The sequence below is a fragment of the Alteromonas sp. ABH4_452 genome, from assembly GCF_056311825.1.
Window position 1 is genome coordinate 1,052,233 of the sequence record NZ_CM149973.1, and the last position, 25,759, is coordinate 1,077,991.

General features: G+C 45.1%; 24 protein-coding genes. 21 read left to right on the forward strand and 3 right to left on the reverse strand.

Annotation, left to right across the window (positions count from 1 at the left end):
- The first annotated feature begins 47 nt into the window (after positions 1-47).
- The 12 genes from ACYX4N_RS04545 (at position 48) to ACYX4N_RS04600 (ending at position 13,751) form a co-directional block, all read left to right on the forward strand.
- A complete protein-coding gene (locus tag ACYX4N_RS04545; RefSeq protein WP_476055742.1) occupies positions 48-1,388 on the forward strand; it encodes a Na(+)-translocating NADH-quinone reductase subunit A in 1,341 nt (446 codons plus the stop codon).
- Positions 1,389-1,391: 3 nt separating this feature from the next.
- A complete protein-coding gene (locus ACYX4N_RS04550; protein ID WP_014950797.1) occupies positions 1,392-2,594 on the forward strand; it encodes an NADH:ubiquinone reductase (Na(+)-transporting) subunit B in 1,203 nt (400 codons plus the stop codon).
- On the forward strand, positions 2,584-3,348 hold the full coding sequence (locus ACYX4N_RS04555; protein WP_014950796.1) for a Na(+)-translocating NADH-quinone reductase subunit C: 765 nt from the start codon (positions 2,584-2,586) through the stop codon (positions 3,346-3,348). Before ACYX4N_RS04550 ends, ACYX4N_RS04555 begins: the two co-directional genes overlap by 11 nt.
- A 10-nt stretch (positions 3,349-3,358) precedes the next feature.
- On the forward strand, positions 3,359-3,991 hold the full coding sequence (locus tag ACYX4N_RS04560) for an NADH:ubiquinone reductase (Na(+)-transporting) subunit D (RefSeq protein WP_015068139.1): 633 nt from the start codon (positions 3,359-3,361) through the stop codon (positions 3,989-3,991).
- 3 nt (positions 3,992-3,994) lie between these two features.
- Positions 3,995-4,603: an NADH:ubiquinone reductase (Na(+)-transporting) subunit E gene (gene nqrE, locus ACYX4N_RS04565; RefSeq protein ID WP_015068138.1), complete on the forward strand. Its 609-nt coding sequence runs from the start codon at positions 3,995-3,997 to the stop codon at positions 4,601-4,603.
- Between the two features lie 20 nt (positions 4,604-4,623).
- Complete coding sequence (nqrF, locus tag ACYX4N_RS04570) at positions 4,624-5,856, forward strand: NADH:ubiquinone reductase (Na(+)-transporting) subunit F (RefSeq protein ID WP_179984639.1); 1,233 nt, start codon at positions 4,624-4,626, stop codon at positions 5,854-5,856.
- Between the two features lie 132 nt (positions 5,857-5,988).
- Positions 5,989-7,014, forward strand: a complete 1,026-nt coding sequence (locus ACYX4N_RS04575) for an FAD:protein FMN transferase (protein WP_476055743.1) — start codon at positions 5,989-5,991, stop codon at positions 7,012-7,014.
- 9 nt (positions 7,015-7,023) lie between these two features.
- Positions 7,024-7,257: a (Na+)-NQR maturation NqrM gene (gene nqrM / locus ACYX4N_RS04580; protein ID WP_014950791.1), complete on the forward strand. Its 234-nt coding sequence runs from the start codon at positions 7,024-7,026 to the stop codon at positions 7,255-7,257.
- Positions 7,258-7,565: 308 nt separating this feature from the next.
- Positions 7,566-11,147, forward strand: a complete 3,582-nt coding sequence (locus tag ACYX4N_RS04585; RefSeq protein WP_476055744.1) for an FG-GAP repeat domain-containing protein — start codon at positions 7,566-7,568, stop codon at positions 11,145-11,147.
- Positions 11,148-11,424: 277 nt separating this feature from the next.
- Entirely contained in the window at positions 11,425-12,498 is a 1,074-nt protein-coding gene (dinB, locus tag ACYX4N_RS04590; protein ID WP_476055745.1) for a DNA polymerase IV, read from the forward strand.
- Positions 12,499-12,548: 50 nt separating this feature from the next.
- The gene (locus tag ACYX4N_RS04595) at positions 12,549-12,797 is read left to right on the forward strand and encodes a DUF1653 domain-containing protein (protein WP_474857428.1); all 249 of its coding nucleotides are present in this window, start codon (positions 12,549-12,551) and stop codon (positions 12,795-12,797) included.
- Between the two features lie 63 nt (positions 12,798-12,860).
- Positions 12,861-13,751, forward strand: a complete 891-nt coding sequence (locus ACYX4N_RS04600; RefSeq protein ID WP_476055746.1) for an MBL fold metallo-hydrolase — start codon at positions 12,861-12,863, stop codon at positions 13,749-13,751.
- A gap of 82 nt (positions 13,752-13,833) precedes the next feature.
- Here the strand turns inward: ACYX4N_RS04600 and ACYX4N_RS04605 are convergent, their stop codons facing one another.
- Entirely contained in the window at positions 13,834-14,052 is a 219-nt protein-coding gene (locus ACYX4N_RS04605) for a VF530 family protein (RefSeq protein ID WP_476055747.1), read from the reverse strand.
- A gap of 96 nt (positions 14,053-14,148) precedes the next feature.
- Complete coding sequence (locus ACYX4N_RS04610; RefSeq protein WP_476055748.1) at positions 14,149-15,042, reverse strand: sterol desaturase family protein; 894 nt, start codon at positions 15,040-15,042, stop codon at positions 14,149-14,151.
- Positions 15,043-15,128: 86 nt separating this feature from the next.
- Between ACYX4N_RS04610 and ACYX4N_RS04615 the strand changes: the two genes are divergently transcribed.
- Complete coding sequence (locus ACYX4N_RS04615) at positions 15,129-15,800, forward strand: Crp/Fnr family transcriptional regulator (RefSeq protein ID WP_476055749.1); 672 nt, start codon at positions 15,129-15,131, stop codon at positions 15,798-15,800.
- A gap of 96 nt (positions 15,801-15,896) precedes the next feature.
- Here the strand turns inward: ACYX4N_RS04615 and rutR are convergent, their stop codons facing one another.
- The gene (rutR, locus tag ACYX4N_RS04620) at positions 15,897-16,568 is read right to left on the reverse strand and encodes an HTH-type transcriptional regulator RutR (RefSeq protein WP_476055750.1); all 672 of its coding nucleotides are present in this window, start codon (positions 16,566-16,568) and stop codon (positions 15,897-15,899) included.
- Positions 16,569-16,877: 309 nt separating this feature from the next.
- Here rutR and rutA point away from each other — a divergent pair, with 309 nt between their 5' ends.
- The 8 genes from rutA to ACYX4N_RS04660 all read left to right on the forward strand — a co-directional run bounded on the left by rutA (position 16,878) and on the right by ACYX4N_RS04660 (position 25,477).
- Positions 16,878-17,966, forward strand: coding sequence for a pyrimidine utilization protein A (gene rutA / locus ACYX4N_RS04625; RefSeq protein WP_474804692.1), 1,089 nt, complete (start codon positions 16,878-16,880; stop codon positions 17,964-17,966).
- On the forward strand, positions 17,966-18,700 hold the full coding sequence (rutB, locus tag ACYX4N_RS04630) for a pyrimidine utilization protein B (protein ID WP_474804694.1): 735 nt from the start codon (positions 17,966-17,968) through the stop codon (positions 18,698-18,700). Before rutA ends, rutB begins: the two co-directional genes overlap by 1 nt.
- Positions 18,701-18,798: 98 nt before the next feature.
- Positions 18,799-19,215: a pyrimidine utilization protein C gene (rutC, locus tag ACYX4N_RS04635; protein WP_474804697.1), complete on the forward strand. Its 417-nt coding sequence runs from the start codon at positions 18,799-18,801 to the stop codon at positions 19,213-19,215.
- A gap of 58 nt (positions 19,216-19,273) precedes the next feature.
- Positions 19,274-20,134: a pyrimidine utilization protein D gene (gene rutD, locus ACYX4N_RS04640; protein WP_474804699.1), complete on the forward strand. Its 861-nt coding sequence runs from the start codon at positions 19,274-19,276 to the stop codon at positions 20,132-20,134.
- Positions 20,135-20,203: 69 nt separating this feature from the next.
- Positions 20,204-20,824 carry a malonic semialdehyde reductase gene (locus ACYX4N_RS04645; protein ID WP_474804701.1) on the forward strand — a complete coding sequence of 207 codons (621 nt, stop codon included), beginning with the start codon at positions 20,204-20,206 and terminating at the stop codon, positions 20,822-20,824.
- Positions 20,825-20,846: 22 nt separating this feature from the next.
- Positions 20,847-21,377 carry a flavin reductase gene (locus ACYX4N_RS04650; RefSeq protein WP_474804704.1) on the forward strand — a complete coding sequence of 177 codons (531 nt, stop codon included), beginning with the start codon at positions 20,847-20,849 and terminating at the stop codon, positions 21,375-21,377.
- A gap of 19 nt (positions 21,378-21,396) precedes the next feature.
- Positions 21,397-22,887 carry a CoA-acylating methylmalonate-semialdehyde dehydrogenase gene (locus ACYX4N_RS04655; protein WP_474804707.1) on the forward strand — a complete coding sequence of 497 codons (1,491 nt, stop codon included), beginning with the start codon at positions 21,397-21,399 and terminating at the stop codon, positions 22,885-22,887.
- 271 nt (positions 22,888-23,158) lie between these two features.
- Positions 23,159-25,477, forward strand: a complete 2,319-nt coding sequence (locus ACYX4N_RS04660; RefSeq protein ID WP_474804710.1) for a TonB-dependent receptor — start codon at positions 23,159-23,161, stop codon at positions 25,475-25,477.
- Positions 25,478-25,759 lie beyond the last annotated feature (282 nt).

The following is a 25,759-nucleotide window of genomic DNA, read 5'->3' on the forward strand; positions in this document are numbered from 1 at the left end:
CTGCGGTCATGCAAAAGGGTATTTCTATTAGAGTAGTGCAATTACATATGATAAAAATCAAGAAAGGTCTCGACCTCCCAATTGAGGGAGCGCCAAAGCAGGAGATTGCTGATGCATCTGCTGCAACGCGCGTTGCCATTCTGGGAGAAGAATATGTGGGTATGCGCCCTACCATGCACGTCCAAGTTGGCGATGTAGTGAAGAAAGGTCAGGTTCTTTTTGAAGACAAAAAGAACCCTGGCGTTAAATTCACTGCTCCAGCTGCGGGTGAAGTGGTAGAGGTTAACCGTGGTGCAAAACGTGTTCTTCAGTCTGTAGTTATCAAAATGAACGGCAGCGATGCCGTAACATTTGATAAAATTGCAGCTGACCAGATCGCGAGCGCAACACGTGAGCAGCTTCAGTCAATCCTTGTAGAGTCAGGCATGTGGACAGCGTTACGCACACGTCCATTCAGCAAATCGCCTCAGCTAGACTCTGTACCAAACTCAATTTTCGTTACAGCAATGGATACTAATCCACTTGCAGCAGATCCTGCTGTGATTATTGCTGAGCGCCAAGACGATTTCGTAAATGGTCTTAAAGCGCTAACGCAATTGAGCGGCGGCAAGACTTACGTTTGTAAAGCGGCAGGTGCTTCTGTTGCTACTGGCGATGCGGCAGTTGATGTTGAAGAGTTTGGCGGTCCTCACCCTGCGGGCCTACCGGGTACTCATATCCACTTCCTTGATTCAGCCGGCATGAACAAAACGGTTTGGCACATTAATTACCAAGACGTTATGGCGATTGGTGCATTGCTGACCTCTGGCGAGCTAGATAACCGCCGTGTTATCTCACTTGCAGGTCCTGCTGCAACAAACCCACGCCTAGTGCGCACCGTAATGGGCGCAGACTTGACCGAGCTTACTGCTAGCGAGCAAGTAGACGGTGAAGTACGTGTTATCTCTGGTTCTGTACTTAGCGGTACGACAGCTATGGGCGTTCACGGCTTCCTTGGTCGTTTCCACACCCAAGTTTCACTACTAAAAGAAGGTCGCGAGAAGAAATTGTTCGGTTGGATCCTACCTGGTTCAAACCAACACTCAGTGACTCGTGCTTACTTAGGTCACCTAAGTGGCAGCAAGAAATTTGATATGACAACAACTACCAATGGTTCTGAACGTTCTATGGTTCCAATTGGTAATTACGAACGCGTTATGCCCCTAGATATCATTCCTACGCTTCTGCTTAGGGACCTGATTTCTGGTGATACTGACGGTGCTCAGACGTTGGGTTGCTTAGAGTTGGACGAAGAAGATTTGGCATTGTGTACTTATGTATGCCCTGGCAAATACAACTACGCTCCTATCTTACGCGACTGTTTGACCACGATAGAGAAAGAGGGTTAAGTCATGGGTTTAAAAGCGTATTTAGAAAAGATCGAACCAAACTTCGAACCAGGTGGTAAGCATGAAAAGTGGTATGCGCTTTACGAAGCTGCGGCGACCATTTTCTACACCCCAGGTAAAGTAAATAAAGCTAACACGCACGTGCGTGACAGCATTGACCTTAAGCGCATCATGATCATGGTATGGATGGCAACATTCCCAGCTATGTTCTTCGGCATGTATAACATTGGTTTCCAAGCGCAAGAAGCTATTGCTGCTGGCGCAGGAACGCTGCCTGACACATGGCAAGCAGGTCTATTCGCTGCCCTTGGCGGTGACTTGGCAAATGCGGGAACACTAGGTCTATTCTTCTATGGCGCATGTTTCTGGCTGCCAATCTACGCGGTAACGTTCGCGGTAGGTGGTTTCTGGGAAGTATTGTTCGCGTCTGTGCGCAAGCACGAAGTTAACGAAGGTTTCTTCGTTACATCGGTACTGTTCGCACTAACACTTCCAGCTACTATTCCTCTATGGCAAGTAGCACTAGGTATTACCTTTGGTGTTGTAATTGCTAAAGAAGTATTCGGTGGTACAGGTCGTAACTTCCTTAACCCAGCATTGTCTGGTCGTGCATTCCTTTACTTTGCGTATCCTGCACAAATTTCAGGTGACCAAGTATGGGTAGCGGCAGATGGCTATTCTGGTGCAACGTCTCTAAGCCAAGCGGCTTCTGGCAACCTTGATTACGCGAACATGGATCAGTGGATGAACAGCTTCATCGGTACTATCTCAGGTTCTGCGGGTGAGGTGTCTACCCTTGCTATTATTCTTGGTGGCTTGTTCATCATGTACATGCGTATAGCAAGCTGGCGCATTGTTGCTGGTGTAGCAATTGGTGTTGCCTTCTTCGCAACTTTGCTAAACCTAATCGGCAGCGATACTAACCCTATGTTTGCAATGCCTGCACATTGGCACTTTGTTGTTGGTGGTCTTGCTTTTGGTATGTTCTTTATGGCGACAGACCCAGTTTCTGCGTCGTTCACTAACCAAGGTAAGTGGGCTTACGGTATCTTCATTGGTTTCATGACGGTACTAATCCGCGTCCTAAACCCAGCCTTCCCTGAAGGTGTAATGCTAGCAATTCTATTTGCTAACTTGTGGGCGCCACTGTTCGACTATTTCGTCGCACAAAGCAATATCAAGCGGAGGGTAGCACGTGTCGGCTAAGAAAGAATCTTTAGGCAAAACGGTAGGTATTGTTGTTGCCGTATGTTTAGTTTGTTCAATTGTTGTTTCTGGCGCGGCTGTTGGCCTTCGTTCTCTACAACAAACAAACGCAGCTCTAGATAAAAAGAGCAACATTCTTAATGCTGCAGGCCTTTATGAAATGGGCATGAGCAATAGCGCAATTGAAAGCACGTACAGCGAGCGAGTAGAACAGCGTTTTGTTAATCTTGACGAAGGTACTTTCGTAGAAGCGCCTAAGCCAGATTACGACATGTATAAAGCAGCCAAAGAAACTGAGTACAGCACAAAGGTAACTAACAGCAATGTTGGTTTCCAGCGCCGCCCTAACGTGGCAAGTGTTTACTTAGTTCGCGACGACGCAGGTGATGTTTCTCGTATCATCCTTCCTGTTCACGGCAGCGGCCTTTGGGATCTTATGTACGGTTTCTTAGCGGTAGACGCAGACGGCCAAACGGTTCGCGAGCTTATTTACTATCAGCAAAAAGAAACGCCAGGACTAGGTGGTGAAGTGCAAAACCCTGCTTGGCAGGACAAATGGGACGGCAAAGAGCTTTACGAGAATGGCGAAGTTGCTATTCGCGTAGTGAAAAATGCTAACCCTAGCAATCCTCACACTATCGATGCGCTTTCAGGTGCAACCCTAACCAGCAACGGTGTTGAAAACACTATTCGTTACTGGGTAGGCGAGCAAGGCTTCGGCCAGTTCCTGAAGAACCAAGCATGGCGTTCATAAGGGAAGTCTCATGGCAGATACTAAAGAAATGAAAAAGGCCCTCTTTGGGCCAATCCTGGACAACAACCCGATCGCCCTACAGGTATTGGGTATCTGTTCAGCACTGGCAATTACCACTAAGCTGGAAACAGCATTGGTAATGTCGCTTGCGCTTACAAGCGTTGTAGCGTTCTCAAACTTGTTTATTTCACTAATTCGTAACCAGATTCCATCTAGCGTTCGAATTATTATCCAGATGACCATCATTGCATCGTTGGTAATCGTGGTTGACCAAATTCTGAAAGCGTATTCGTATGAAATATCGAAGCAGCTGTCGGTATTCGTTGGTCTGATTATTACTAACTGTATCGTAATGGGTCGTGCTGAAGCTTACGCCATGAAGAGCCCACCTCTGATGAGCTTCCTTGATGGTATTGGTAATGGCTTGGGTTACTCTTTCATTCTAATTGTTATTGGTACAATTAAAGAGCTATTTGGTTTCGGTACTATTTTAGGTTTCGAAATCCTTCCACTGGTTCAAAACGGTGGCTGGTATCAGGGTAACGGTTTGTTAATCCTACCATTCAGCTCATTCTTCTTAATCGGCGGTATGATTTGGGTTATCCGTACTATCCGTCCTGAGCAAGTAGAGCCTAAGGAGTAAGTCATGGAACATTATTTGTCGTTATTTGTTCGCTCAATTTTCGTTGAGAACATGGCGTTATCACTTTTCTTAGGTATGTGTACCTTCCTTGCGGTATCTAAGAAAGTAAAAACTGCTATGGGTCTTGGTGTTGCTGTTATCGTGGTACTAGGTATCTCGGTTCCGGTTAACCAAATTATTTATGTAAACATTCTTGCTCCAGGCGCATTAGCATGGGCAGGTTTCCCTGAAGCTGACTTAAGCTTCCTTAACTTCCTAACCTTTATCGGTGTTATTGCGGCATTGGTACAGATCCTAGAGATGAGCTTAGATAAGTTCTTCCCTGCGCTTTATAACGCACTAGGTATCTTCCTTCCGCTTATTACCGTTAACTGTGCAATCTTCGGTGGTGTAGCGTTCGCAGTACAGCGTGAATATAACCTGACCGAAAGTGTTGTTTACGGCGTAGGAAGTGGTATTGGCTGGGCAATAGCAATTGTGTTGCTTGCGGCAGTACGTGAAAAGCTTAAGTATGCTGATATGCCAGATGGTGTTCGTGGTCTAGGTTCTGTATTTATGATCGCGGGTCTAATGGCACTAGGCTTCCAGTCATTCACTGGTATTCAGCTGTAAGAAAGCTCGGGAGCATATAAATGAATAATGTAGAAATATATCTAGGCGTAGGCATGTTCATTGCCATCGTTCTAGCGCTGGTATTTATTATCATGTTTGCCAAGTCTAAATTGGTACCAAGCGGTGATGTTACTATCACTATCAACGGTGACCCAGACAAAGCAATCAAAACAGAGCCAGGTGGTAAATTACTTGGTGCTCTAGCTGATGCAGGATACTTCGTATCTTCTGCGTGTGGTGGCGGTGGCTCATGTGGTCAGTGTCGTGTAGATGTACACTCAGGTGGTGGTGAAATTCTTCCAACTGAACTAGACCACATCACTAAAGGTGAAGCACGCGAAGGCTGCCGTCTTTCATGCCAGGTTGCTATTAAGCAAGACATGGAAATCGAGCTAGAAGAGTCAGTATTTGGTGTTAAGAAATGGGATTGTGAAGTTATCTCTAACGATAACAAAGCAACCTTCATCAAAGAACTTAAGCTTAAAATTCCTAACGGTGAAAGCGTACCTTTCCGTGCAGGTGGTTATATTCAGATTGAAGCGCCAGCGCACCACGTTAAGTACAAAGAGTTCGATATTCCTGAAGAATACCGCGGTGACTGGGAGCGTTTTGGCTTCTTCGACATCGAGTCTAAAGTAGACGAAGAGACGATTCGTGCTTACTCAATGGCGAACTACCCAGAAGAAGAAGGCATTATTATGTTGAACGTGCGTATCGCTACGCCGCCACCTAATAACTTAAGCCTACCTGCGGGTAAAATGTCATCGTACATTTGGAGCCTGAAAGAAGGTGACAAAGCGACTATCTCTGGTCCATTCGGTGAATTCTTCGCGAAAGAAACTGAAAACGAAATGGTATTCGTAGGTGGTGGTGCTGGTATGGCCCCAATGCGTTCACACATCTTCGATCAGCTTCGTCGCCTTAAGTCTAAGCGTAAGATGAGCTTCTGGTACGGTGCACGTTCACTTCGTGAAATGTTCTATACAGAAGACTTTGACGAGCTAGCAGCAGAAAACGATAACTTCGAGTGGCACGTAGCACTTTCTGATCCTCAACCAGAGGACAACTGGGAAGGTTACACAGGGTTCATTCACCAAGTACTTCTAGAGAACTACTTGAAAGATCACCCTGCACCAGAAGACTGTGAGTTCTACATGTGTGGACCACCTATGATGAACGCGGCCGTAATCAACATGCTTAAAGATTTAGGTGTTGAGGACGAAAACATCATGCTAGATGACTTCGGTGGCTAAGGGTTTGATTTAAGAGCTACTCGCTTAAAAACTCAAGCATATTAAAAGGGGCGCAAGCCCCTTTTTTGTTGAAGCAAAACGCATAATGCACATTGTTAGTGAAAAATGTGCAAATTAGCTAAGGACAACATCGTGATCCGATTCGGTATTCGAATTTTTCTCGCTTTTGTTGCTATTGGTATTCTTGTACTTGCAAGCTGTAGCGACGAAAAAACGCCTGTAGTGCACCTTCAAGGGCAAACAATGGGCACAACCTACAATGTAAAATACCTTGTAGCTGAAACGCCGGTAGAAGGCTTACAAGCTGAAATAGATGCCCGTCTTGTTGAGGTTAACAAGATGATGTCTACTTACGACCCAACGTCAGAACTATCAAGGTTCAATCAATATCGCTACACCGACAATTTCGCCGTATCGCCAGATACGCTAACCGTAGTTAACGAGGCATTACGCTTGGCAAATCTTAGTGGTGGTGTGCTTGATGTTACCGTTGGTCCATTGGTTAATTTGTGGGGGTTTGGCCCGACTAAGCGCCCTGAAAAAGTACCAAGTCAGACAGACATCGACGATATTCGTCAATATGTTGGGTACAAGAAGCTTTCAACGACGCCTACAGGCTTAAAGAAAAGCCATCCTATGCTATACGTCGACCTGTCGACTATTGCTAAAGGTTTTGGCGTTGACGAAGTGGCAGAGATCCTTGAAAAGCACCGTATAGAAAACTACCTTGTGGAAATAGGTGGGGAAATGCGCGTAAAAGGCGAGCGAGGAGACGGCAGTGAATGGCTGATTGCCATTGAAAAGCCGGTTACTACGGAACGCGCAGTTCAAAAAGTTGTCTCAATAGGTGAAAACGCGGTCGCTACATCGGGTGACTATCGTAATTATTACGAAGAAGACGGTGTTCGTTATTCGCACCTAATAGACCCGACTACCGGTAAACCTATCTCACATAACTTGGTGTCGGCCACCGTTGTTCACCCTTCATCTATGACGTCAGACGGTTTGGCTACGGCATTTAATGTGATGGGATGGGAACAAGCAATAGCGGTTGCGGAGCAAGAGCAACTTGCTGTATTCCTCATTCGTCGCACAGAAGACGGATTTGAAGAGTATGCGTCGCCAGAATTTGATAAACTGGTCACAGTTCATAATTAGGGGGTAGCTATGTCTACATTCATTCTTGCTTTTGGTTTCTTTCTAACAATGGTACTAGCTATGGCCGTTGGCTACCTATTTCAGAAAAAATCAATCTCTGGAAGCTGTGGCGGCTTAGGGGCACTAGGTATCGAAAAAGCCTGTGACTGTCCAGAACCGTGCGATCGTAAAAAGTCACGTATGGAAAAAGAAGAAGCCCGCCAGAAAAAATTAAACGAGTGGAAGCAAAACCAAATTTTGTAATGCTTAATCTCTCGTTGGCTTAAGTTATAAAAGCGCTGTTTTATACTCATCGACAGCGCTTTTTTGTATCTGATAGATGGAGATTTTACGTCGAATCTGCACAGCTAACCTAATGTAACTTGTCGGGGATGCTTCATGGGCGACACCACTTAAAGGGAGCGTTATCTTTACGAACAAGCCATGAACAGGCGTTAATATTTTAGCACTTTGTTAGCTCTACCCATATTTCGTTGCTCCACATTTGTATTTAGGTTAAATTTACATCTCATAAAATTCTAATATAAACAATAAAACATCAAGGAAGAGTTATGACACGCAGTGTACGCCTCGGGACCTTCAGTATAATCGCGTTATCCCTAGCCGCATGTGGAGGCGGAGGTTCGGACTCTGATGTGTCGGATAACGGAGGCTCCACTCCGGTTTCTTCATCATCAATCATCAAAAACGCTAAAGACTACACTCCATCGCGCCTCAACACTGCAGCAAAGGCAATTGCAAACGCCCAATACCAAGGCAAAACAGTCAATGCGGAAGTGGACATAGAGCTGGTCCAAGAAGCGTTCAATTTATTGTTTAATGATTCAGTTATGACAGTCCCAGAACTGGCAGAACAGGACTTTTCTGATGATGTGAACGGTGGCTCGATTAAGAAAACTTATGCCTGTGATCAAGGTGGTAGTGTTGCTTATGACGGCAAAGTATCCGATACCTTGACAGGTACCATCGCCATGAATTACCAAAATTGTTGGTTGTATAGCAATGGCGTTGCTATTTCTGGGTCGACGGCTATTGCCATTGAAAGCGTGTCAGATAGCGCTGCGAAATACAGTATGTATTTCGACAGTCTGACATGGACTATCGAAGGTGTACCCTATACTTTGTCTGGCGTCGTCTCAATCGATGAGGGCTTCAACGAAACTAACAGTAGCTATTACGTAGATACCAGTCAACATGTCGCGTTCACTATAGGCGCAGAGCAATATAAATTAACGGGGAATTACGACATATCCTATTCGCCCAATGAAAGCCTTAACCATGCTGAATTAGACTTCTATGTTGGCTCTAAAGGTAAACTAGCTGTCGAAGCAGAGGCCCCTGAGTATTTATGGCCATACATGTACGATGGCGAAGTAGTAGTAGCGGGTGATAAAACTGCAACCTTACTTTTCGAACAAAGCACTATTCGTTATTTAGAAGATACAGATAACGACGGTACCTACGACCTAGGTACATTTATAATTGATGGCCATGATTTAATTAGTGGTAACCTTGCAGACAGATCACTTGTCGCTATCGCTGACATGTCCATGCCACCCACAGTCTATGCACCTGATTTTTATACCTGGGACAACGTGGACACGACGACACCCATTACTGTTAGCCCTGGTTATTATAATGATAGCGATACAGATTACGAAGATTTATCTGTCAGTTATCGCTGGTATCTCAACGGTGTTTTAGTAGAAGACGTTACTGGAGATACCTTTCCAGCCTACCGCGCTGTATTTAACGATGTGGTAGAAGTGTCAATGGTCGTCTCTGATAGCGCTAACACTGTAGAGTCAGGTCGCACTTCAATCACTCTTGCGGATGCACCGGCACAAGTAGCGTTCGAAAACTTACCTGAATCGGTGTCTCCTGGCGAATATATCGAATTTAGTGCAATTGTGTCTGACCCTGATCTTGGCGACAATCAAGGGGTTCCGACCTTAGTGTCAGCGCCTTCAGGCGCTACCATTAACGAAGATGGATTGATTTCTTGGCAAGCGCCGAGTAATCAGTTGTTTAAAACCCAACTTTACGAATTTGGTTTTTCAACGGGTGAAGAAGGTGCCGAAGTAGTCAAAACTGATGTCTCAGTGACTAATAATGACGTTCAAGAGTTAGCTCGCTCGGGTATTGAAGTGCCTAAACTGAACAATTCAATGGTAGTGGGTGATTTCGACCACGACGGTGACAATGAAGTTCTCTCCACCGATTCTGCAAATCGCGTATTTTTACTGTCTTATCAAAACGGCATCTACAACCAAACTTGGATGTACCCCTATAAAATCGAGCAAGGTGGAACAGTAAAACAAGTCCTCAGTACCGATTTTGATAACGACGATTACCCCGATATTCTAGTGATATCTGAACACGGCGTATCCGTTGTTACCGACATTGACGAAACGGCAACAACGCTTTTAACTACCGACAACTACATACATAGTGCCGTTCTCGGTGACATAGATAATGATGGTGACGATGAATTGGCCTACCTATACTCACCACGTGATTACGGCGAAGCCAGTGATATTGTGGTGGTAGACCTTAGTTCGTCCGAAACACCTTTATTTACGTTTACCGCCGAAGATACCTATGAAATTGCTCTGGGTAATGTAGATTCCGACACTCAGTTAGAGCTGGTTACTAATTCTGGTTTGGTCTATGACCTTGATTCTGGTGAAAACCAATGGTTTCTGAACTCAGGATTTGGTAGTCATCACATTGCCGTTGCCGATATAAATGGCGACGGTATTGATGAAATTGTAGGAGCTGACAGTTGGTCTTACATCTATGTGTACTCAGCACAAGACAAGTCTCAAATTACGAGTGTTGAGAATTTTAATACTTGCGACATTAGCGCAGGAAAACTGACTGACGATAGTGATCCTGTATTGCTTGTAGGGGACTGCCAATGGGGCAATGTCCACGCCATGAAGCTGTCTAGTAACACGCTCACTTCAGTATTTAGCGTTGATATGGTTGATCATGGTTCGACCTCGCTGACCCTTGGCGATGCCGACAATGATGGCCTTAACGAACTGTTATGGGGCACCGGTACTACACATTCTGGTGAAAATTTACTCGTAACGGCAGATGTCACAGCCACTTCTGCAACAATAAAAACGTCGGCAACCACATATCAACTAGATAGCTTTAGTGCGGCTGGGTGGGCAGATTTGTACCCTGGTGACGAACGTGCTGTTTTCTTCGTGCCAAGCACGGGTAGTGGTTATGACGGCTCTAAGGTCTTACTAATGGAGAACACAGGGAATTACATTACTAGTGAAGAGATTTCTTCTAACTGGGATAACTCTAGTGTTGCTGTAACTACCGATTACAACAATGACGGTGCTGGTGATTTATTCCTACCTAGTGCAGAAACCTATGATGGCGCATTCGCTGCAATGCGATTAAATGATTTCTCTATTCAATATGAGATTACAGGCGATTATTCAAATGATGTTTCAGTTATCAAGGCATTCGACTTCAATAACGATGGTTTCGATGATGCAGTGTATGTTGATGGTCGCACATTAAAAGCGGTCGACGTGAATAATCAAGTTATGTTGGCCACTTACACCATGCCTCAATATTTCCGTGATTTTGATATTGCCGCGATCAATGGCAATGTGTACGTGGCGCTTTCTCAAGGCGACGACATAACGCAATTACTCAAACCAACAACATCAGGTTTCTCTATTCAAGCAAGCGCCGATATTTCTTGCGCGCGCCTTACCTTTATTAATGCTGATAGTGACGCTGCCGCTGAACTGGCCTGTTATAATCAGAACCAATCTCTAGTTATGTATGATGTAGCTGACACCAGTTTGACCAAGACATCGGAAGTTTCGATAAATAAGGTTATTGTAGACATGGTAGCCAATCCAGCAACCGCTACTGAACAGACACTTCTTGTGACAACGGCGCATGACAATGATTGGAGTTACTACGGTGCTTCTGAACTCAGCGAAATGACGGTTGAAGGCATCAGTATTTGGAAAAGCCCTGCGTTGATTGGTCCGGCCCGCAGCCACTCTCTACACGCGAGAAAGTCTGCTGAGGGAAGCCTAGAAGTGATGATGGCAACATCTCGGGTAATGTATTGGTTAGGCAGAGTGAATTAAGTAAAACTGCTGGGGCAATTTTGATACTTGTTTTGGCGTTTACATAATTGAGCGGCGACACATCAATGTTGGTGTGTCGCCGCTTTTTGTTTAGTACTTTTATTCTGGCAACGTTCTGTAAAAAAACACGCGTTTTAACTTAAGCCATTCATGCAAAAGAGTGAGGACCAATCAATCTCGTTAATTATCAAAACGAGGTAGTGTAATTAAACGCTATTGATAATATACTGTCTTTTTGTACAGTTTCGTGTGAGCACGTTAAGAACAAAGGCAGGTAATGCGAAAAATTATCCACGTTGACATGGATTGTTTTTACGCCGCAGTAGAAATGCGCGATAACCCAGCCTTGCGCGATATTCCCATTGCTATTGGCGGCAGTGCCGACCGTCGCGGTGTTATCTCTACCTGTAATTATCCCGCCCGCAAATTTGGTGTGCGCTCGGCTATGGCAACAGCGTATGCCCTAAAATTATGTCCCAATCTCACGCTAGTAAAAGGGCGAATGGAGGTGTATGCCGCTGAGTCGCAAAAAATACGTAAAATTTTTGCAGACTATACCGACCTTATTGAACCCCTATCATTAGATGAAGCTTATTTGGACGTTACTAACAGTGAGTTTTGTGGTGGTAGCGCTACGTTAATCGCTGAAGAAATACGCGCGCGTATTCAAAACGAATTAGGTCTTACCGCTTCAGCAGGGGTCGCACCCTGCAAATTCGTGGCAAAAGTAGCCAGCGATGAAAACAAGCCTAACGGTATTTGCGTGATCACGCCTGATAAACTTGATGAGTTTGTACGGGAGATGCCGCTAAAGAAAATTCCAGGCGTGGGCAAAGTTACCATGCAAAAGCTTCAGCGCATGGGGCTGAATACGTGTAACGACGTTCGCCAGTATCCTTTTGAGCGCATTCAAAAAGAGCTGGGCAAATTCGGTAGTGTGCTATGGGAACGGGCTCATGGCATCGATGAGCGCGAGTTGTCAGTATCTCGAGAGCGCAAGTCTATAGGCGTAGAGCGCACGCTAAGCGAAGATATACACACTATCGAGCAATGCATCGACTTCTTGCCCCATTTGTTTGAAAAGCTTCAGGAGCGAATGGAAAACCATAAGAAGCGGACGGGCAAGCCTGTGCGTATTCGCACACAAGGCGTAAAGCTTAAGTTTAACGACTTTCAGCTGACCACGGTTGAACATCGTTGCGCTACGCTTGATGAAGCTTATTTTCGTACATTAATGCAGGAAGCTTTTGAACGCGCAACAGGGCGTGGCATCCGTCTTGTAGGCGTGCATATAGGCCTCGCCGCCGACCAATCAACACAACAGCTGGTTTTGCCTTTTGAGCCAATTTAATTAACACTAGCGCCTTATTCTTTGACGCAACACTTACCTTGAAGGTCACAATGGATTCAATACAACTTAAAACCCCCGGCCGTTACAAGCATTATAAAGGCAATTTATACGATGTTTACGAAGTAGCCACCCACTCAGAAGACGAGAGTAAATTAGTGGTATATCGGCCGTGTTATGGCGAAAAGGCGTTATGGGTTCGCCCTCTGGATATGTTTTTGGAGTCAGTAGAAAAAGACGGCGAGACACTCCCTCGTTTTGCTTATGTGGGTGATATCCCTAATGACGAAAAAATGATCTAATTGTGAAATTAGGTCATAGTGTAAGAGGTCTTATTTAAACAGGCTTCTTACAAGGAAATAATAATGAAAACTGCCCCTCGTTTTAGCGCCCACATTGTAGCTGCGTTCTTAGCTGCTAGTCCTTTAATTTATTCATCGGTTCATCCAGCCAATGCACAAGACAGGTTCGCCGATGTTGAAGTAAAGGCAACCGCGATAAAAGGCTCTGTGCACATGCTTACAGGCGCAGGTGGAAATATTGGCGTATCAGCTGGGGAAGACGGGGTACTGATCATCGACGATCAATTTGCGCCTCTAGCTGAAAAAATAGCGGCTCAGCTTGGTGAGTTAGGCAGTGACAAGCCTAAATATGTGATAAATACGCATTATCACGGCGATCACACAGGCTCTAATGCATTTTTCCACAGCCATAAAGGCGCGACCATTCTGGCCCATGAAAATGTACGCGTACGCTTAGCTAACGATGAAAAGATAAAACCGGAAGCCCTGCCAACGATTACCTATGAAGATGGCATTAAAATTTACTTTAATGGTGAGACCTTACATGTAATGCATTTAGCGGTAGGTCACACTGATGGCGATAGCGTAGTGTGGTTTGAGCAACCCAACGTCATGCACACGGGCGACTTATTCTTCAATGGTCGTTTTCCCTACATTGACCAAGGTGCAGGTGGCAATGTAGAAGGCTACATGGAATCGGTAGAGCAGTTGCTAGCGAAAATAGATGACGAGACCATTATCATTCCGGGCCACGGCGAAATCAGCAACAAGCAAGAATACACCGCATTTTTAGCTATGATCAGCGAAACCTTTGACTACGTTAAGAAACTCAAGCAAGACGGCAAAACCCTTGATGAAGTAAAAGCGATGGGCCTAGATGAAAAGTGGGCCGACTGGAGTTGGAATTTCATCAATGAAGAGAAGTGGATAGCTACACTCTACAAAGACGCCTAGTAAAAAATAACAGTGGGGTCAGAGTCAGGACTCTGACCCCCAATAAAATATGGTGCATTGTAAAACGCGGTTTTATCAGTGACTACTCACTAAACGTTTGAATATAAAGCTGCTCTACTTTATCTCGCGCCCACTGGGTCTTTCTAAGAAACTTAAGTGACGATTTAATCGAAGGGTCGTTGTTAAAGCAGTTCACTCTTATGCGGTAATACAACCCGTCCCAGCCGTAGCGCTCATGAAGCTGCGTTACGATTTTCTCTAGCGTTAAGCCGTGAAGCGGGTTATTGGGTTGTTCATTCATAGTATGGCGCTGCTCTGTCTCATTTCGAACTGCTAGTTTATCACGAACAATGGGGTCAGAGTCATTACTCTGACCCCATAAACTTTTGATGCCATACTAAGCGCTAGTCTTCGCTGCCTGTTGCTTTGTTAGTTGCTCTGAATTAAGCACAGGTAAGCCCTTATTGGAAGACTCAGTCTTTAACTGCTTTGGCTTTCTCGGGGTTTTGTACAGCGGCCAAATTAGTTGTTCTTTCCAGTCGGCGTAAAACATACCCTCAATACCGTATTGCGCAGGATATTGCCTTGTTATCTTAGCGGTACCAAATAATACATCCCAAAAGAACAATAGGTTGCCGTAATTACCTTTGTAATTGGTCACGCCGTCATCTGCTTTTAATCCATGATGCGCACTATGTGTAGAAGGCGTTGATATGGTGCGCTCGACCACCCAAGCAATAGGGTGTAACCAAGGTATATTGTACAGTACTTTGTCCCACTTCCACTCTGCATGAGCGCCAGTTATCACAGTAAGCTTTGCCACTAAATAAAAGGCGTAGGTCCAACCTAACCCCAAATAAATTAGCGCGCCAGAAAACCATAATGACGGCATAAATAGATAATAGAAGAAGTTATTTCTGTAGATAATACGAACACTCATGTACTTAGCATTGTGGTGGGCTCGATGTAAGTTGTAGAGAAATCGGGTTGAGTGCGAAAGCCTGTGCCACCAGTATTGCATCATGTCATCAAATATTAAAAGCAGTGCTAGGTGCAAAAGAATAGGGGAATCTGTAAGTGCCCCCTGAAATTGGGGGAATGCTAACGCCATTATTGCGGCAGAGCAAAAGAGAACCAGAGGTTGTGTTACGGTAAATAATAGTAACGTACCGATAAGTTCTACTTTTCCATCATCGCTGACTTCCGTAGCTTTTTTAAATAGCTTACCGCTCTTGGCTTCCAGCAAAGCAAACGTAACAAAAACGGCCAAAATTGCCCATTGATAGCTCATAGTAATTACTCCCACACACGATTGTTGAGTGTGAATTTACATTGCGTTAACATTGCAGAATATATACTTATATAGATTTGATGAGCATGTCTTACATTCACGGTATACAGCAGACGGTTATGCCTGATGATTATCTCGATATTTGTATACCCTTTGGAAAGGTAAAAACCTATGCCGCGACCTCGACTATTCACGATAGAGGTAGCAAAAACAAAGGGTTGTCTATTGTTATGTCTGGAGAAGTTAAAATAGGTAATTATGGATTAGACGGCAGTTATCAAATTACCACTATACTGCAACGCGGAGATACGTTTGGAGAATTTACGCTATATGCTTCACTTGCCAGAACCCACCACGCACAAGCGCTAACGCCATGTAAGATATTACAGGTCCCTGAACCTGCTTTTCGTTCTCTTATAAACCAGCATCCTGTAATCTCTGATTTCATATCTCGATCGCTCGCAATAAAGCTTCATGCGGCGCTAGAAAGACTAGATGATATTCGGCGTTTACCCACTTATGTTCAGTTGGCTAAGTTGATTTACCAGTCTTATTTGACGACACAAAGTGACGTTATACCCCTGCGGCAAAGCGATTATGCAGAGAGGTTGGGAGTAACAGTACTTACCGCACATAAGTCGCTTACTAAGCTGTATGACTTACAACTCATAGAGAAACGATATGGAGGAATAGCTATAACCAATGTTGAGCGCCTTAAGAATTTTTTAAAAGACAGTTCGTCTTTATTACCTTTGTAGGGGGCTTTTAGTACTCACTCAAAAATTATAACGACCTACTGCAGGTGTTATCTGAACAAAACACATTAAGTGTTCCCCCGGTTGATTAGGTTTTTATCAAGGCTTTAGCCCGTCTAAAATAATGTGCTGAATGTTACTAAGCGTGCTATTAAAGAAGTTGGGCTCGCTTAAATCTTTGCCGGTGACCGCTTTAATTTGCACGCTGAAATCTGCGTAGTGCTGCGTAATAGCCCAAATGCTAAAAATTAGGTGTATGGGGTCAACAGGTTTTAACTTACCCGCTTTTATCCACTCGTTAATGACAGCGCTTTTTGCATCGAGTAAGGCCTTTAGCGGCGTTTCTAATTCCTGTATTAGAAGAGGAGCACCCTGTACCACTTCCATACAAAAAAGTTTAGATTCGGCCGGATTGTCCCGGGACATTTCAAGTTTTACTTTTATGTATTCACTCAAGGTGGCTATGGGTTCCTGTTCTGCAGAAAAGCTTTGTAGCGGCGTTAGCCATACATCTAATAGGTGAGTGATTACCGATAAGTAAAGGCCATCTTTGCTTTTAAAGTAATACAGTAAATTACTCTTTGATACATTCGCTAATTCCGATACTTGTTCTACGGTTGTGCCGCTTACACCGTTTTTTGAAAACAGAGAAAGGGCAGCATCCATAATGCGGTTACGCTTTTCTTGAAGCGCCTTTTCTCTTCGTTTCTGGGTAGTAGGGCTAAATGCTCTTGCTGTTTTTGTATTTAATTGGTCTTCAGATTTACTCACTACTCAATTCTTCTTAACCGGATTTCTGCAATCTGGCGCATAGTTTACGCGCAGTTTTCTAACCTATAAACCCATTTGCACAAATATGCACCAATTAAGTTCAGTTGCACTGGACTGGATGTTCCAAATTGAACCAATAGGTCTAATTTCAAAGTTAAAGATATTTAAGTTATTGAAATTTAAGTGTTTAATAAATTGGCCTGCTTTGTGCTGTTCACTATGTATACCGCCACTTCAATGTTTTGAATTCGGCAACCTTAAAAAAAGCGGGGTAAACCGCTTAAAACGCAGACAAGCAGAGGGAACAACATGGATATAGGTGTATTTATTCCGATTGGTAACAACGGCTGGTTAATTTCTAAAAATTCGCCTCAGTTCAAACCATCGTTCGATCTCAACAAAGAGATTGTAATGAAGGCAGAAAAGTACGATATGGACTTCGCGCTCTCTATGATCAAGTTGCGCGGTTTTGGCGGTGAAACAGAGTTTTGGGACTACAACTTAGAGTCGTTTACCTTGATGGCTGGTCTTGCCGCTGTTACTTCAAAAATACAACTGTATGCCACAGCTGCAACGTTGGTCTTGCCACCAGCGATCATGGCACGCATGGCAAGTACTATCGATTCTATTTCTAACGGACGTTTTGGGGTCAACCTGGTTACTGGCTGGCAACGCCCTGAATATTCGCAAATGGGCATGTGGCCGGGCGATGAATTTTTCGGTAACCGCTACGAATATTTAGATGAATACATCAAAGTTGTGAAAGAGCTTTGGGAAACAGGGAAAAGTGATTTTAAAGGCGAGCATTTCCAAATGGATGACTGCCGCATGCTACCTAAACCACAGCGTAAAATACCGCTTATTTGTGCTGGGCAAAGTGCCGCGGGCATGGATTTCTCGGCCCGTCACGCCGACTATAACTTCTGTTTTGGTAAAGGTGTGAATACACCTACCGCATTTGCGCCTACCGCTGCGCGCTTGACCGAAGCCGCTGAAAAGCAAGGTCGCAGCGTTGGCTCCGCGGTACTTATCATGATCATTGCTGATGAAACCGACGAAGCAGCGATGGCTAAATGGGAAAGCTATAAAGACGGTAAAGATCAGTCAGCGTTAGATTGGATGGCAACGCAAGGCGCGGCAGACAAAAAGTCAGGCAAAGACACCAACATTCGCGACATGACCAATCCAACCTCAGCGGTAAACCTGAATATGGGTACCCTTGTTGGCTCTTATGAATCAGTCGCTTCTATGCTTGATGAAATAGCCACAGTGCCAGGCTGTGAAGGTGTGTTGCTGACCTTTGATGACTTCCTTAAAGGCATGGACGATTTTGGCACTAAAATTCAGCCGCTAATGAAATCACGCCAGCACTTGCTTAGTACATCGGGAGCCGCCTAATGTCAGCCGGTGAAATATTTGAAGTGTCAGGGTGCTTTCAAGCGCGCCAAACAGGGCAGCCCGTACTACCAGCTAAGCCTGAACCGTTAACGTTAAACCCTGCGGAAACTGCCGTAATTGTGGTGGATTTGCAAAATGCTTATGCCAGTAAAAATGGTTACTTAGACAAAGCGGGTTTTGACGTTTCCACCACGGCACCAGTCATTGAGAATACCGTTAAGGTACTGGAAACCGCACGGGCAGCTGGTATGCCGGTGGTGTTTTTACAAAATGGATGGGATGCCGACTATAAAGAGGCGGGCGGCCCAGGTTCGCCGAATTGGTACAAATCTAATGCCCTTAAAACCATGCGTAAACAACCAGAGCTAAAGGGCTGTTTGCTTGCCAAGGGGACATGGGATTACGCGCTTGTCGATGCCCTAAAGCCTCAGGATGGCGACATCGTTATTCCGAAAACCCGTTACAGCGGTTTTTACAATACTAATTTAGACAGCATGCTGCGCGCACGTGGTATTCGCAACTTAGTGTTTACAGGCATTGCAACTAATGTGTGTGTTGAATCTACGCTGCGCGATGGCTTTCACCTGGAATATTTTGGTGTTGTGCTGGCTGATGCGGCATATCAAGCTGGCCCGCCAGATATTCACGAGGCCTCACTTTTCAACATTCAGACGTTTTTCGGGTGGGTGTCTACCACCGCGCAGTTCTGTGAAGTGTTTGAAGAGGCGAGTTAGGCGTTTCTTCTTAGCTTCAAATAGCTACACAGACAAAAACAACGCGATAAATCAGTTTACACGATTTGAAATAAACCATTTATAGGCGCCAGGCAGCAATGCATAGAAAGCGCAATGAAAAGGATAAGAACATGCCGAAGAAAGCCATTATTCCAGCGGGTACGTCAACGCCAATAGCCCCTTTTGTTCCGGGCTCCATGGCTGACAATATTCTCTATGTGTCAGGCACTTTGCCGTTTGATGAAAACAATGATGTGGTGCATGTAGGTGATGCTGAAGCGCAGACTCGCCATGTGTTAGAAACCATAAAAAGTGTAATTGAAGAGGCGGGTGGCACTATGGATGACGTCACCTTCAACTCAATTTTTATTACCGATTGGGACGACTATGCCGCGGTAAACAAGGTTTACGCCGAATACTTCCCAGGCGAAAAGCCTGCTCGCTACTGCATTAAAGTTGGGCTGGTAAAGCCTGAAGCCTTAATTGAAATTGCCTCTACAGCACACATTGGGTAAGCGGTTATGTTTGGACTTCCCATTAATTGTGCTCATTGGTTTTATATAGGTGAGCTTTATGCCTTCTGATACGCAGGCAAGCTACGCCCACATGAGCGGCAAAATGCAGGGCGAAATACGCAGCGAAATGTACGGCAAGACACATTACGAAATACATGGTCTGACGTCGACCGACGCGCCAACGGTTGTTTTCAGCTCAGGGCTAGGCGGGGCTGCTAAGTTTTGGCAGCCTCAACTGGCTGACTTTACCCCAGGCTACCGAGTGATAACTTACGACCAGCTTGGAACCAACAAAAGTGTGGGTGATTTACCAGCGAACTACAGTATTTCTGATATGGCCAATGAACTGGCCGCTTTGCTGAAAAAACTAGAAGTACAGCAATGCCATTTTGTTGGGCATGCACTTGGAGGGCTGGTGGGCTTAGAACTCGGTTTAACTCAGCCCAGCCTTCTGCAAAGCCTAGTGCTAGTGAACGCATGGAGTAGCCCCAATCCGCACACTCTGCGCTGCTTTGACATACGCAAAGCCTTACTCGCTGCGGATAGAAAAGATATGTACCTACAACTGCAAGCACTGCTGCTATTTCCACCTGATTGGATAGCTGCTAATGCCCAGCATTTAGACGATGAAGAGGCACATTTACTCAACAATTTTCCGGATGTAGATAACTTGCTAGCTCGTATCGGCGCGCTAAGTGCGTTCGATATCGATGACAAGCTAGCAAATATCACTACACCAACATTAGCGCTGGCAAATAAAGACGACACTTTGGTTCCATGGCAGCGCTCGAAAATACTAGCTGATGCCATGCCTAACGCAGAGCTATCGGTAATGGAATATGGCGGTCATGCATCAAGCATTACCGAGCCTGAGGAATTTAATAAATTGGTATGGGATTACTTAGCGCGCATAGCTTAATCGGCTAACCCAATACCTAGACGGCTAAAACAGTACTTAACAATCTTTAAAAACTGGAAAGAATTTGAAATGACGGTATCAGAAAAAGCTGAATATGAAATAAAGGCCCCCATTAGCGAAAGTGGTCTAGCTCAGTTATTTAGCGGTGCTCATACGCACACTACATGGCTCGATAAAAAGATAGATGAAGCGGTACTAAAGCAGCTTTATGACTTGGTGAAAGTAGGCTCGACATCAGCAAATTGCAGTCCTGCGAGATTTGTTTTTATAACCTCAGATGAAGGGCGAGAAAAACTCAAGCCTTGTCTTTCAAGCGGTAACGTAGAGCAAACCATGACCGCACCTTGCACGGTTATCGTAGCTTTCGACGAAGAATTCTATGAAGAACTACCTACGTTATTTCCTTATGCGGATGCGAAAAGCTGGTTTACTTCAAGCCCTGAAGCCGCTTATGAAACCGCGATGCGAAACAGTTCCATGCAGGGCGCTTATTTAATTAGCGCCGCGCGCGCACTCGGTCTTGATGCCGGTGCCATGTCTGGCTTTAACCCCAAATTACTTAACGACACATTCTTTTCCGATAGCACGTGGAAGGTGAACTTCTTACTTAACATTGGTTATGGCGATGGAAAGAAAGTGCACAAACGTTTGCCTCGCTTAAGTTTCGAGCAAGCTTGTCAAATATTGTAACGCCAACACAAAGGATATTTGTATGACTATTACAGCAATAAAAAACGCAGTAACAGAAGTGCTTCCCCCGGTTACGCCTGAGCAATACCGTGAAGGCATGTCTAGCTTAGCGGCAGCGGTAAACGTCGTTACAACGACTGGCCCAGAAGGGCGCGCTGGCTTTACAGCAACGGCAGTGTGCAGCGTAAGCGACAGCCCAGCAACTTTGCTGGTGTGTTTAAACCGCAGCGCTTCTGTGCATAAGGTATTTAAGAACAGCACGCATCTGGTTATTAACACGCTAACCTCGCAGCATCAGTCAATTTCAAACACCTTCGGTGGTAAAGCGCCTATGAGTGAACGCTTCGAAATTGGCGAATGGGGCGAGTCAGCAACTGGCTGCCCTCAACTACTCGATGCCGCAGTCAGTTTTGATTGCGTGATCATAGATGTAAAAAGTGTTGCTACACACGATGTGCTTTTTTGCCAAGTAGTAGACATTAAACAAGACCAAGACGCCGACGCACTTTTATATTACCAGCGCGGATATCACAGCGCGTGCAAAGACGCATAACTGAAGGATTAGATACCCAATGAAAGTAGTAGGCCACTTTATTAATGGTGAAACCTGTACCCCAAAAGGGCGTATGCAAGATGTGTATAACCCAGCAACGGGCGAAGCAGAGAAGCTGGTTTTACTGGCATCGAAGGCTACCGTAAACGAAGCCATTGTTAACGCGCACCAAGCTTTTCCACAATGGCGAAACACGCCGGTAAGCAAGCGGGCTCGCGTTATGTTTAGGTTCAAAAGCTTACTTGAAGAGCATGCTGATGAAATTATCGCGCTAATTGGCACCGAGCACGGAAAAATAAGCCATGACGCGGCAGGCGAACTACAGCGAGGTATCGAGAACGTAGAATTTGCCTGTGGCGCGCCGCAGTTGCTTAAAGGTGAACACAGTAAAAATGTGGGCCCAAGTATAGATTCATGGAGCGAGTTTCAGCCCCTTGGTGTGGTGGCAGGGATTACCCCATTTAACTTTCCGGCTATGGTGCCGCTTTGGATGTTTCCGCTCGCCATTGTATGCGGTAACACCTTTGTTTTAAAACCATCAGAACGAGACCCAAGCTGCGCTATTTTCCTAGCAAAGCTACTTAAAGAAGCTGGGTTACCCGACGGTGTTTTCAATGTAATCAATGGTGATAAAGAAGCGGTTGATCAAATACTCGATGACGAGCGCATCAAAGCAGTAAGTTTTGTAGGCTCAACGCCTATCGCCGAATACATCTATTCAAAAGCCAATGCTAGCGGCAAGCGTTGCCAAGCACTAGGCGGGGCTAAAAATCACGCCATTGTTATGCCTGACGCTGACGTTGATAACGCGGTTAATCAACTGTTAGGCGCAGCCTTTGGTTCATCGGGCGAGCGCTGTATGGCGCTCTCTGTGGTGGTTGCCGTGGGCGACAAGATAGCCGATGAGATTGTAGATAAAATGCAGTTGGCGATGAAAGACTTAAAAGTGGGGGCATTTGACGATGCATCTAATGATTTTGGCCCGCTTATTACACAGCAGCATAAAGAGAAAGTAGAAGGCTTCATAACAAGTGCAGCTGAGCAAGGCGCTAAAGTAGTCGTTGACGGGCGAAGCCCAACAGTCGAGGGGTATGAAACTGGCTTTTTCTTAGGTGCTACGCTCATCGATAAAGTCACGGCTGAAATGACAAGTTATAAGGCTGAAATTTTTGGCCCGGTATTACAGGTAATGCGCGTTGAAAGTATGGAGCAAGCCATGCAGCTTATTGACGAGCATGAATACGGCAACGGCACCTGCATTTTCACCCGCGATGGTGAAGCTGCCCGTTATTTCTCCGACAATATTCAGGTGGGCATGGTAGGCATAAACGTACCGCTGCCTGTACCTGTTTCTTATCACAGCTTTGGTGGTTGGAAGCGCTCACTCTTTGGCGACCTTCATGCATACGGACCTGACGGCGTGCGTTTTTATACTAAACGCAAAACTATTACCCAACGTTGGCCCTCAAGTGGTGTTAGAGAAGGAGTCAGCTTTTCATTTCCTAGTTAACTAACAAGTTAATAAAAACTACATGCTGCCGGTGCATTAATGCCTTTAGCTAAAAACGGCAAATGTTCACTGGCGGTGGGTAGTAAAAGCTATGCCATTAATTATAACAATTTAAACCCGCAAACCTTTGGCAGTTACTCTCCAGTCCTGCTTTAGGTTTGCACCCCAGTGGCAATCGATAAGCAGTTCACGTCGACAGTTACTCTTATAAAAATATCGGGACAACACCGCCGCAAGGCTTGTTAAAAAGAACTATAAACGAGAGTAAAACATGCATACGTTAAACACACACAAGCGTCTGCTGGCGTTAACCGTTGGGATGGCGTTAAGTACGCCAGCGGCCTTTGCTGCAGAGAATGTTTGGGAAAGTATTGAAGTTACCGCGCAAAAGCGCAACGAGAATATAAGCGATGTGGGTATCGCTATTACCGCTTTTTCGGGGGAGCAGCTAGAGGCGCTTGGTCTTGAAAGCAGTACCGAGCTTATTGCGTTTACCCCAGGCGTGTCGTTAGCCGGGGATATTGGTGGGCAGCGCGCTATTTTTAATATTCGAGGTGTGGTACAGAACGACTACGCTGACTTGGCGGAAGCGCCGGTGGCGGTCTACGTGGACGGCGGATATTTAGCAAGTACCCAAGCCCAAACCTTTGGCTTATTCGACGTAGCTCGTATAGAAATTTTAAAAGGTCCGCAGGGAACATTATTTGGCCGAAACGCTACGGGTGGGCTGGTAAATACCGTTACCGCAAAACCTACCGCCGACACCGAAGGTTATGCGGAATTTACCGCAGCCCGTTTCGAACAATATCGTTTTGAAGGAGCAATATCCGGGGAAATAGCAGACGGCATTTATGGTCGCTTTTCTGGGTTTACCAATCAGCAAGGTGAAATACTTGAAAATATTTACGAAGACGGTGCAGCACCCGATACGCGCTTGGGTTCAGTAGGCGGCGGAGAGGACGGCTATAACGACGATACTAAAGCGTTTCGTGCTCAGCTAATGTTTGATATTGGCGAGGAGGGCACCTTACTTGTAAGCGGTAACTGGTCTGATACCACCAAAAGTGAAGGCCCGTATCAGGTGGTGAATACCACAGAAGTGAAAGATGCCGCGGGCAATGTGATAGATGTCATTTTCGCTGCTGACGATCCTCTAGGCTGTGACACTATCCAAGCGGGTGTTTGTGTAGATGGTAATTTCAATGGCGACCCATTCCGTCCAGTGCAAGGTGGTGACTTCAACGGCAACTTTGACCCTGACGGTTCGGGCAATAAGGTAAATAAAGACTTCGCCTTTGACGATCAAAACAAAATCAAGTCAAAAGGCTTAGCGGCAACACTAGACTATGCCTTCGAAAGCTTCGATTTTTTTGCAATGTCAGACTATAAAGAATTCAAGCGTACCGTTGGTCTAGATTCTGACCAAACGGCGTCTCCTGAACTTATCTTCCAGTCAAATAGCACCATTGAACAGTTTAGCCAAGAGTTTCGCTTTTCAGGTGAAACTGCCGACTTAAAGTGGGTTGGAGGGCTTTATTACCTTTCTATCGACACTGATTACAGTCAAGGCTTAGCGGGCTCACCCACCACCTTTTTCTTAGGCGGTGAAGAAAATAATACCTTAGTGGCCCTTGAAACCGAGTCATACTCTGTATTTGGGCAAGTCGACTATAGCTTGACTGACGACCTTGTTCTGGTTGGTGGCTTACGCTATACCCGTGAAGACAAAGACTTTGTGGGTAATGTTTATCAGAACGAGAACACCGACGACCGAGTTATTGAGATTGACACCAGCACGTCTTCTTTAGAAATGCTTTCGCAAAGCAACGACCAAAATTTATGGTCTGCAAAGCTTCAGTTGGAATATAGTATTGGCAATAGTTTGTACTACGCGGGAATTAATCGTGGCGTTAAAGCAGGGAGTTTTAATGCGCCCTTATTCGGAGGGTTCAGTTTTTATGAGCCTGAAGAGCTAACCTCCTACGAAGCTGGCTTAAAGCACAGTTTTATGCAGGGAAGCGGCGTGTTTAATGCTAATGTCTTTTACTACGACTACAACGATTACCAGTCTTTTTCATGGGTAAATAATGCCGGAGTGGTAACGAATGAAGAAGCGTCGTTTAGTGGGGTAGAGCTTGAAGTATTTTTAACGCCAACAGACAGCTTAGATGTAATGGTTAACTTCTCTTATACCGATGCAGTGGTTGAAGATTTAGAAGTGGCGTCAGGTTACTTTGCTGATACAACGCCGCCGTTTACCCCTGAATACCAGGCGTCTGCTATGCTCAGGTATAATTGGGATGCGTTCGAAGGAAACATGGCGGCACAGCTATCAGCAAACTATCAATCTGAAACTTTTCACAATGCGCGTAATTTTACCGCTCATGAAATTGATAGCTATGCTATGGCCGATGCACGTTTAACTTGGGTTGATGGTCAAGACAAATGGAGCCTAGCCGCTTACGTAGATAATCTGTTTGATTCTGATCACGAGCTCATTGGCTTTGACGTTTCAGGATTTTACGGCACAAGCCAAATTTCCTACGCAAAACCTAGGACATATGGCGTGACTATTAGACGAAGTTTCTAGTTTGGTAAGCAAGGCGTTTTAGACACTTGGCTTAAAACTTAAATCTTACTCGAAAACGCCCTTACTCGAAAACGCCAGATATTTAGCTAACCTAGATACCGACATTCTAAAAAACGGTATCTAGGTGTTTCGTTATCGGTAAGCGCAAAACGGCAGCATTTTTGCTTCTGTTCTCATCAGCGACTTATCGGTGGCTTATCGCTAAATAGCGCGTTTTCGCTAGTTAAAAAGAATGCGGCATTTTTTCAAAAAATGTCACCCAAGGAATCAGCAAAATATTCG

Bases quoted from the DNA above. Each gene is read 5' to 3' on its own strand.
- ACYX4N_RS04560 (WP_015068139.1), top strand. From the start codon at position 3,359: ATGGCAGATACTAAAGAAATGAAAAAGGCCCTCTTTGGGCCAATCCTG.
- ACYX4N_RS04660 (WP_474804710.1), top strand. From the start codon at position 23,159: ATGCATACGTTAAACACACACAAGCGTCTGCTGGCGTTAACCGTTGGG.
- nqrF (WP_179984639.1), top strand. From the start codon at position 4,624: ATGAATAATGTAGAAATATATCTAGGCGTAGGCATGTTCATTGCCATC.
- dinB (WP_476055745.1), top strand. From the start codon at position 11,425: ATGCGAAAAATTATCCACGTTGACATGGATTGTTTTTACGCCGCAGTA.
- ACYX4N_RS04585 (WP_476055744.1), top strand. From the start codon at position 7,566: ATGACACGCAGTGTACGCCTCGGGACCTTCAGTATAATCGCGTTATCC.
- ACYX4N_RS04545 (WP_476055742.1), top strand. From the start codon at position 48: ATGATAAAAATCAAGAAAGGTCTCGACCTCCCAATTGAGGGAGCGCCA.
- rutA (WP_474804692.1), top strand. From the start codon at position 16,878: ATGGATATAGGTGTATTTATTCCGATTGGTAACAACGGCTGGTTAATT.
- nqrE (WP_015068138.1), top strand. From the start codon at position 3,995: ATGGAACATTATTTGTCGTTATTTGTTCGCTCAATTTTCGTTGAGAAC.
- ACYX4N_RS04645 (WP_474804701.1), top strand. From the start codon at position 20,204: ATGACGGTATCAGAAAAAGCTGAATATGAAATAAAGGCCCCCATTAGC.
- ACYX4N_RS04605 (WP_476055747.1), bottom strand. From the start codon at position 14,052: ATGAATGAACAACCCAATAACCCGCTTCACGGCTTAACGCTAGAGAAA.
- ACYX4N_RS04650 (WP_474804704.1), top strand. From the start codon at position 20,847: ATGACTATTACAGCAATAAAAAACGCAGTAACAGAAGTGCTTCCCCCG.
- rutB (WP_474804694.1), top strand. From the start codon at position 17,966: ATGTCAGCCGGTGAAATATTTGAAGTGTCAGGGTGCTTTCAAGCGCGC.
- ACYX4N_RS04595 (WP_474857428.1), top strand. From the start codon at position 12,549: ATGGATTCAATACAACTTAAAACCCCCGGCCGTTACAAGCATTATAAA.
- ACYX4N_RS04655 (WP_474804707.1), top strand. From the start codon at position 21,397: ATGAAAGTAGTAGGCCACTTTATTAATGGTGAAACCTGTACCCCAAAA.
- ACYX4N_RS04615 (WP_476055749.1), top strand. From the start codon at position 15,129: ATGTCTTACATTCACGGTATACAGCAGACGGTTATGCCTGATGATTAT.
- ACYX4N_RS04610 (WP_476055748.1), bottom strand. From the start codon at position 15,042: ATGAGCTATCAATGGGCAATTTTGGCCGTTTTTGTTACGTTTGCTTTG.
- nqrM (WP_014950791.1), top strand. From the start codon at position 7,024: ATGTCTACATTCATTCTTGCTTTTGGTTTCTTTCTAACAATGGTACTA.
- rutC (WP_474804697.1), top strand. From the start codon at position 18,799: ATGCATAGAAAGCGCAATGAAAAGGATAAGAACATGCCGAAGAAAGCC.
- rutD (WP_474804699.1), top strand. From the start codon at position 19,274: ATGCCTTCTGATACGCAGGCAAGCTACGCCCACATGAGCGGCAAAATG.
- ACYX4N_RS04600 (WP_476055746.1), top strand. From the start codon at position 12,861: ATGAAAACTGCCCCTCGTTTTAGCGCCCACATTGTAGCTGCGTTCTTA.
- ACYX4N_RS04550 (WP_014950797.1), top strand. From the start codon at position 1,392: ATGGGTTTAAAAGCGTATTTAGAAAAGATCGAACCAAACTTCGAACCA.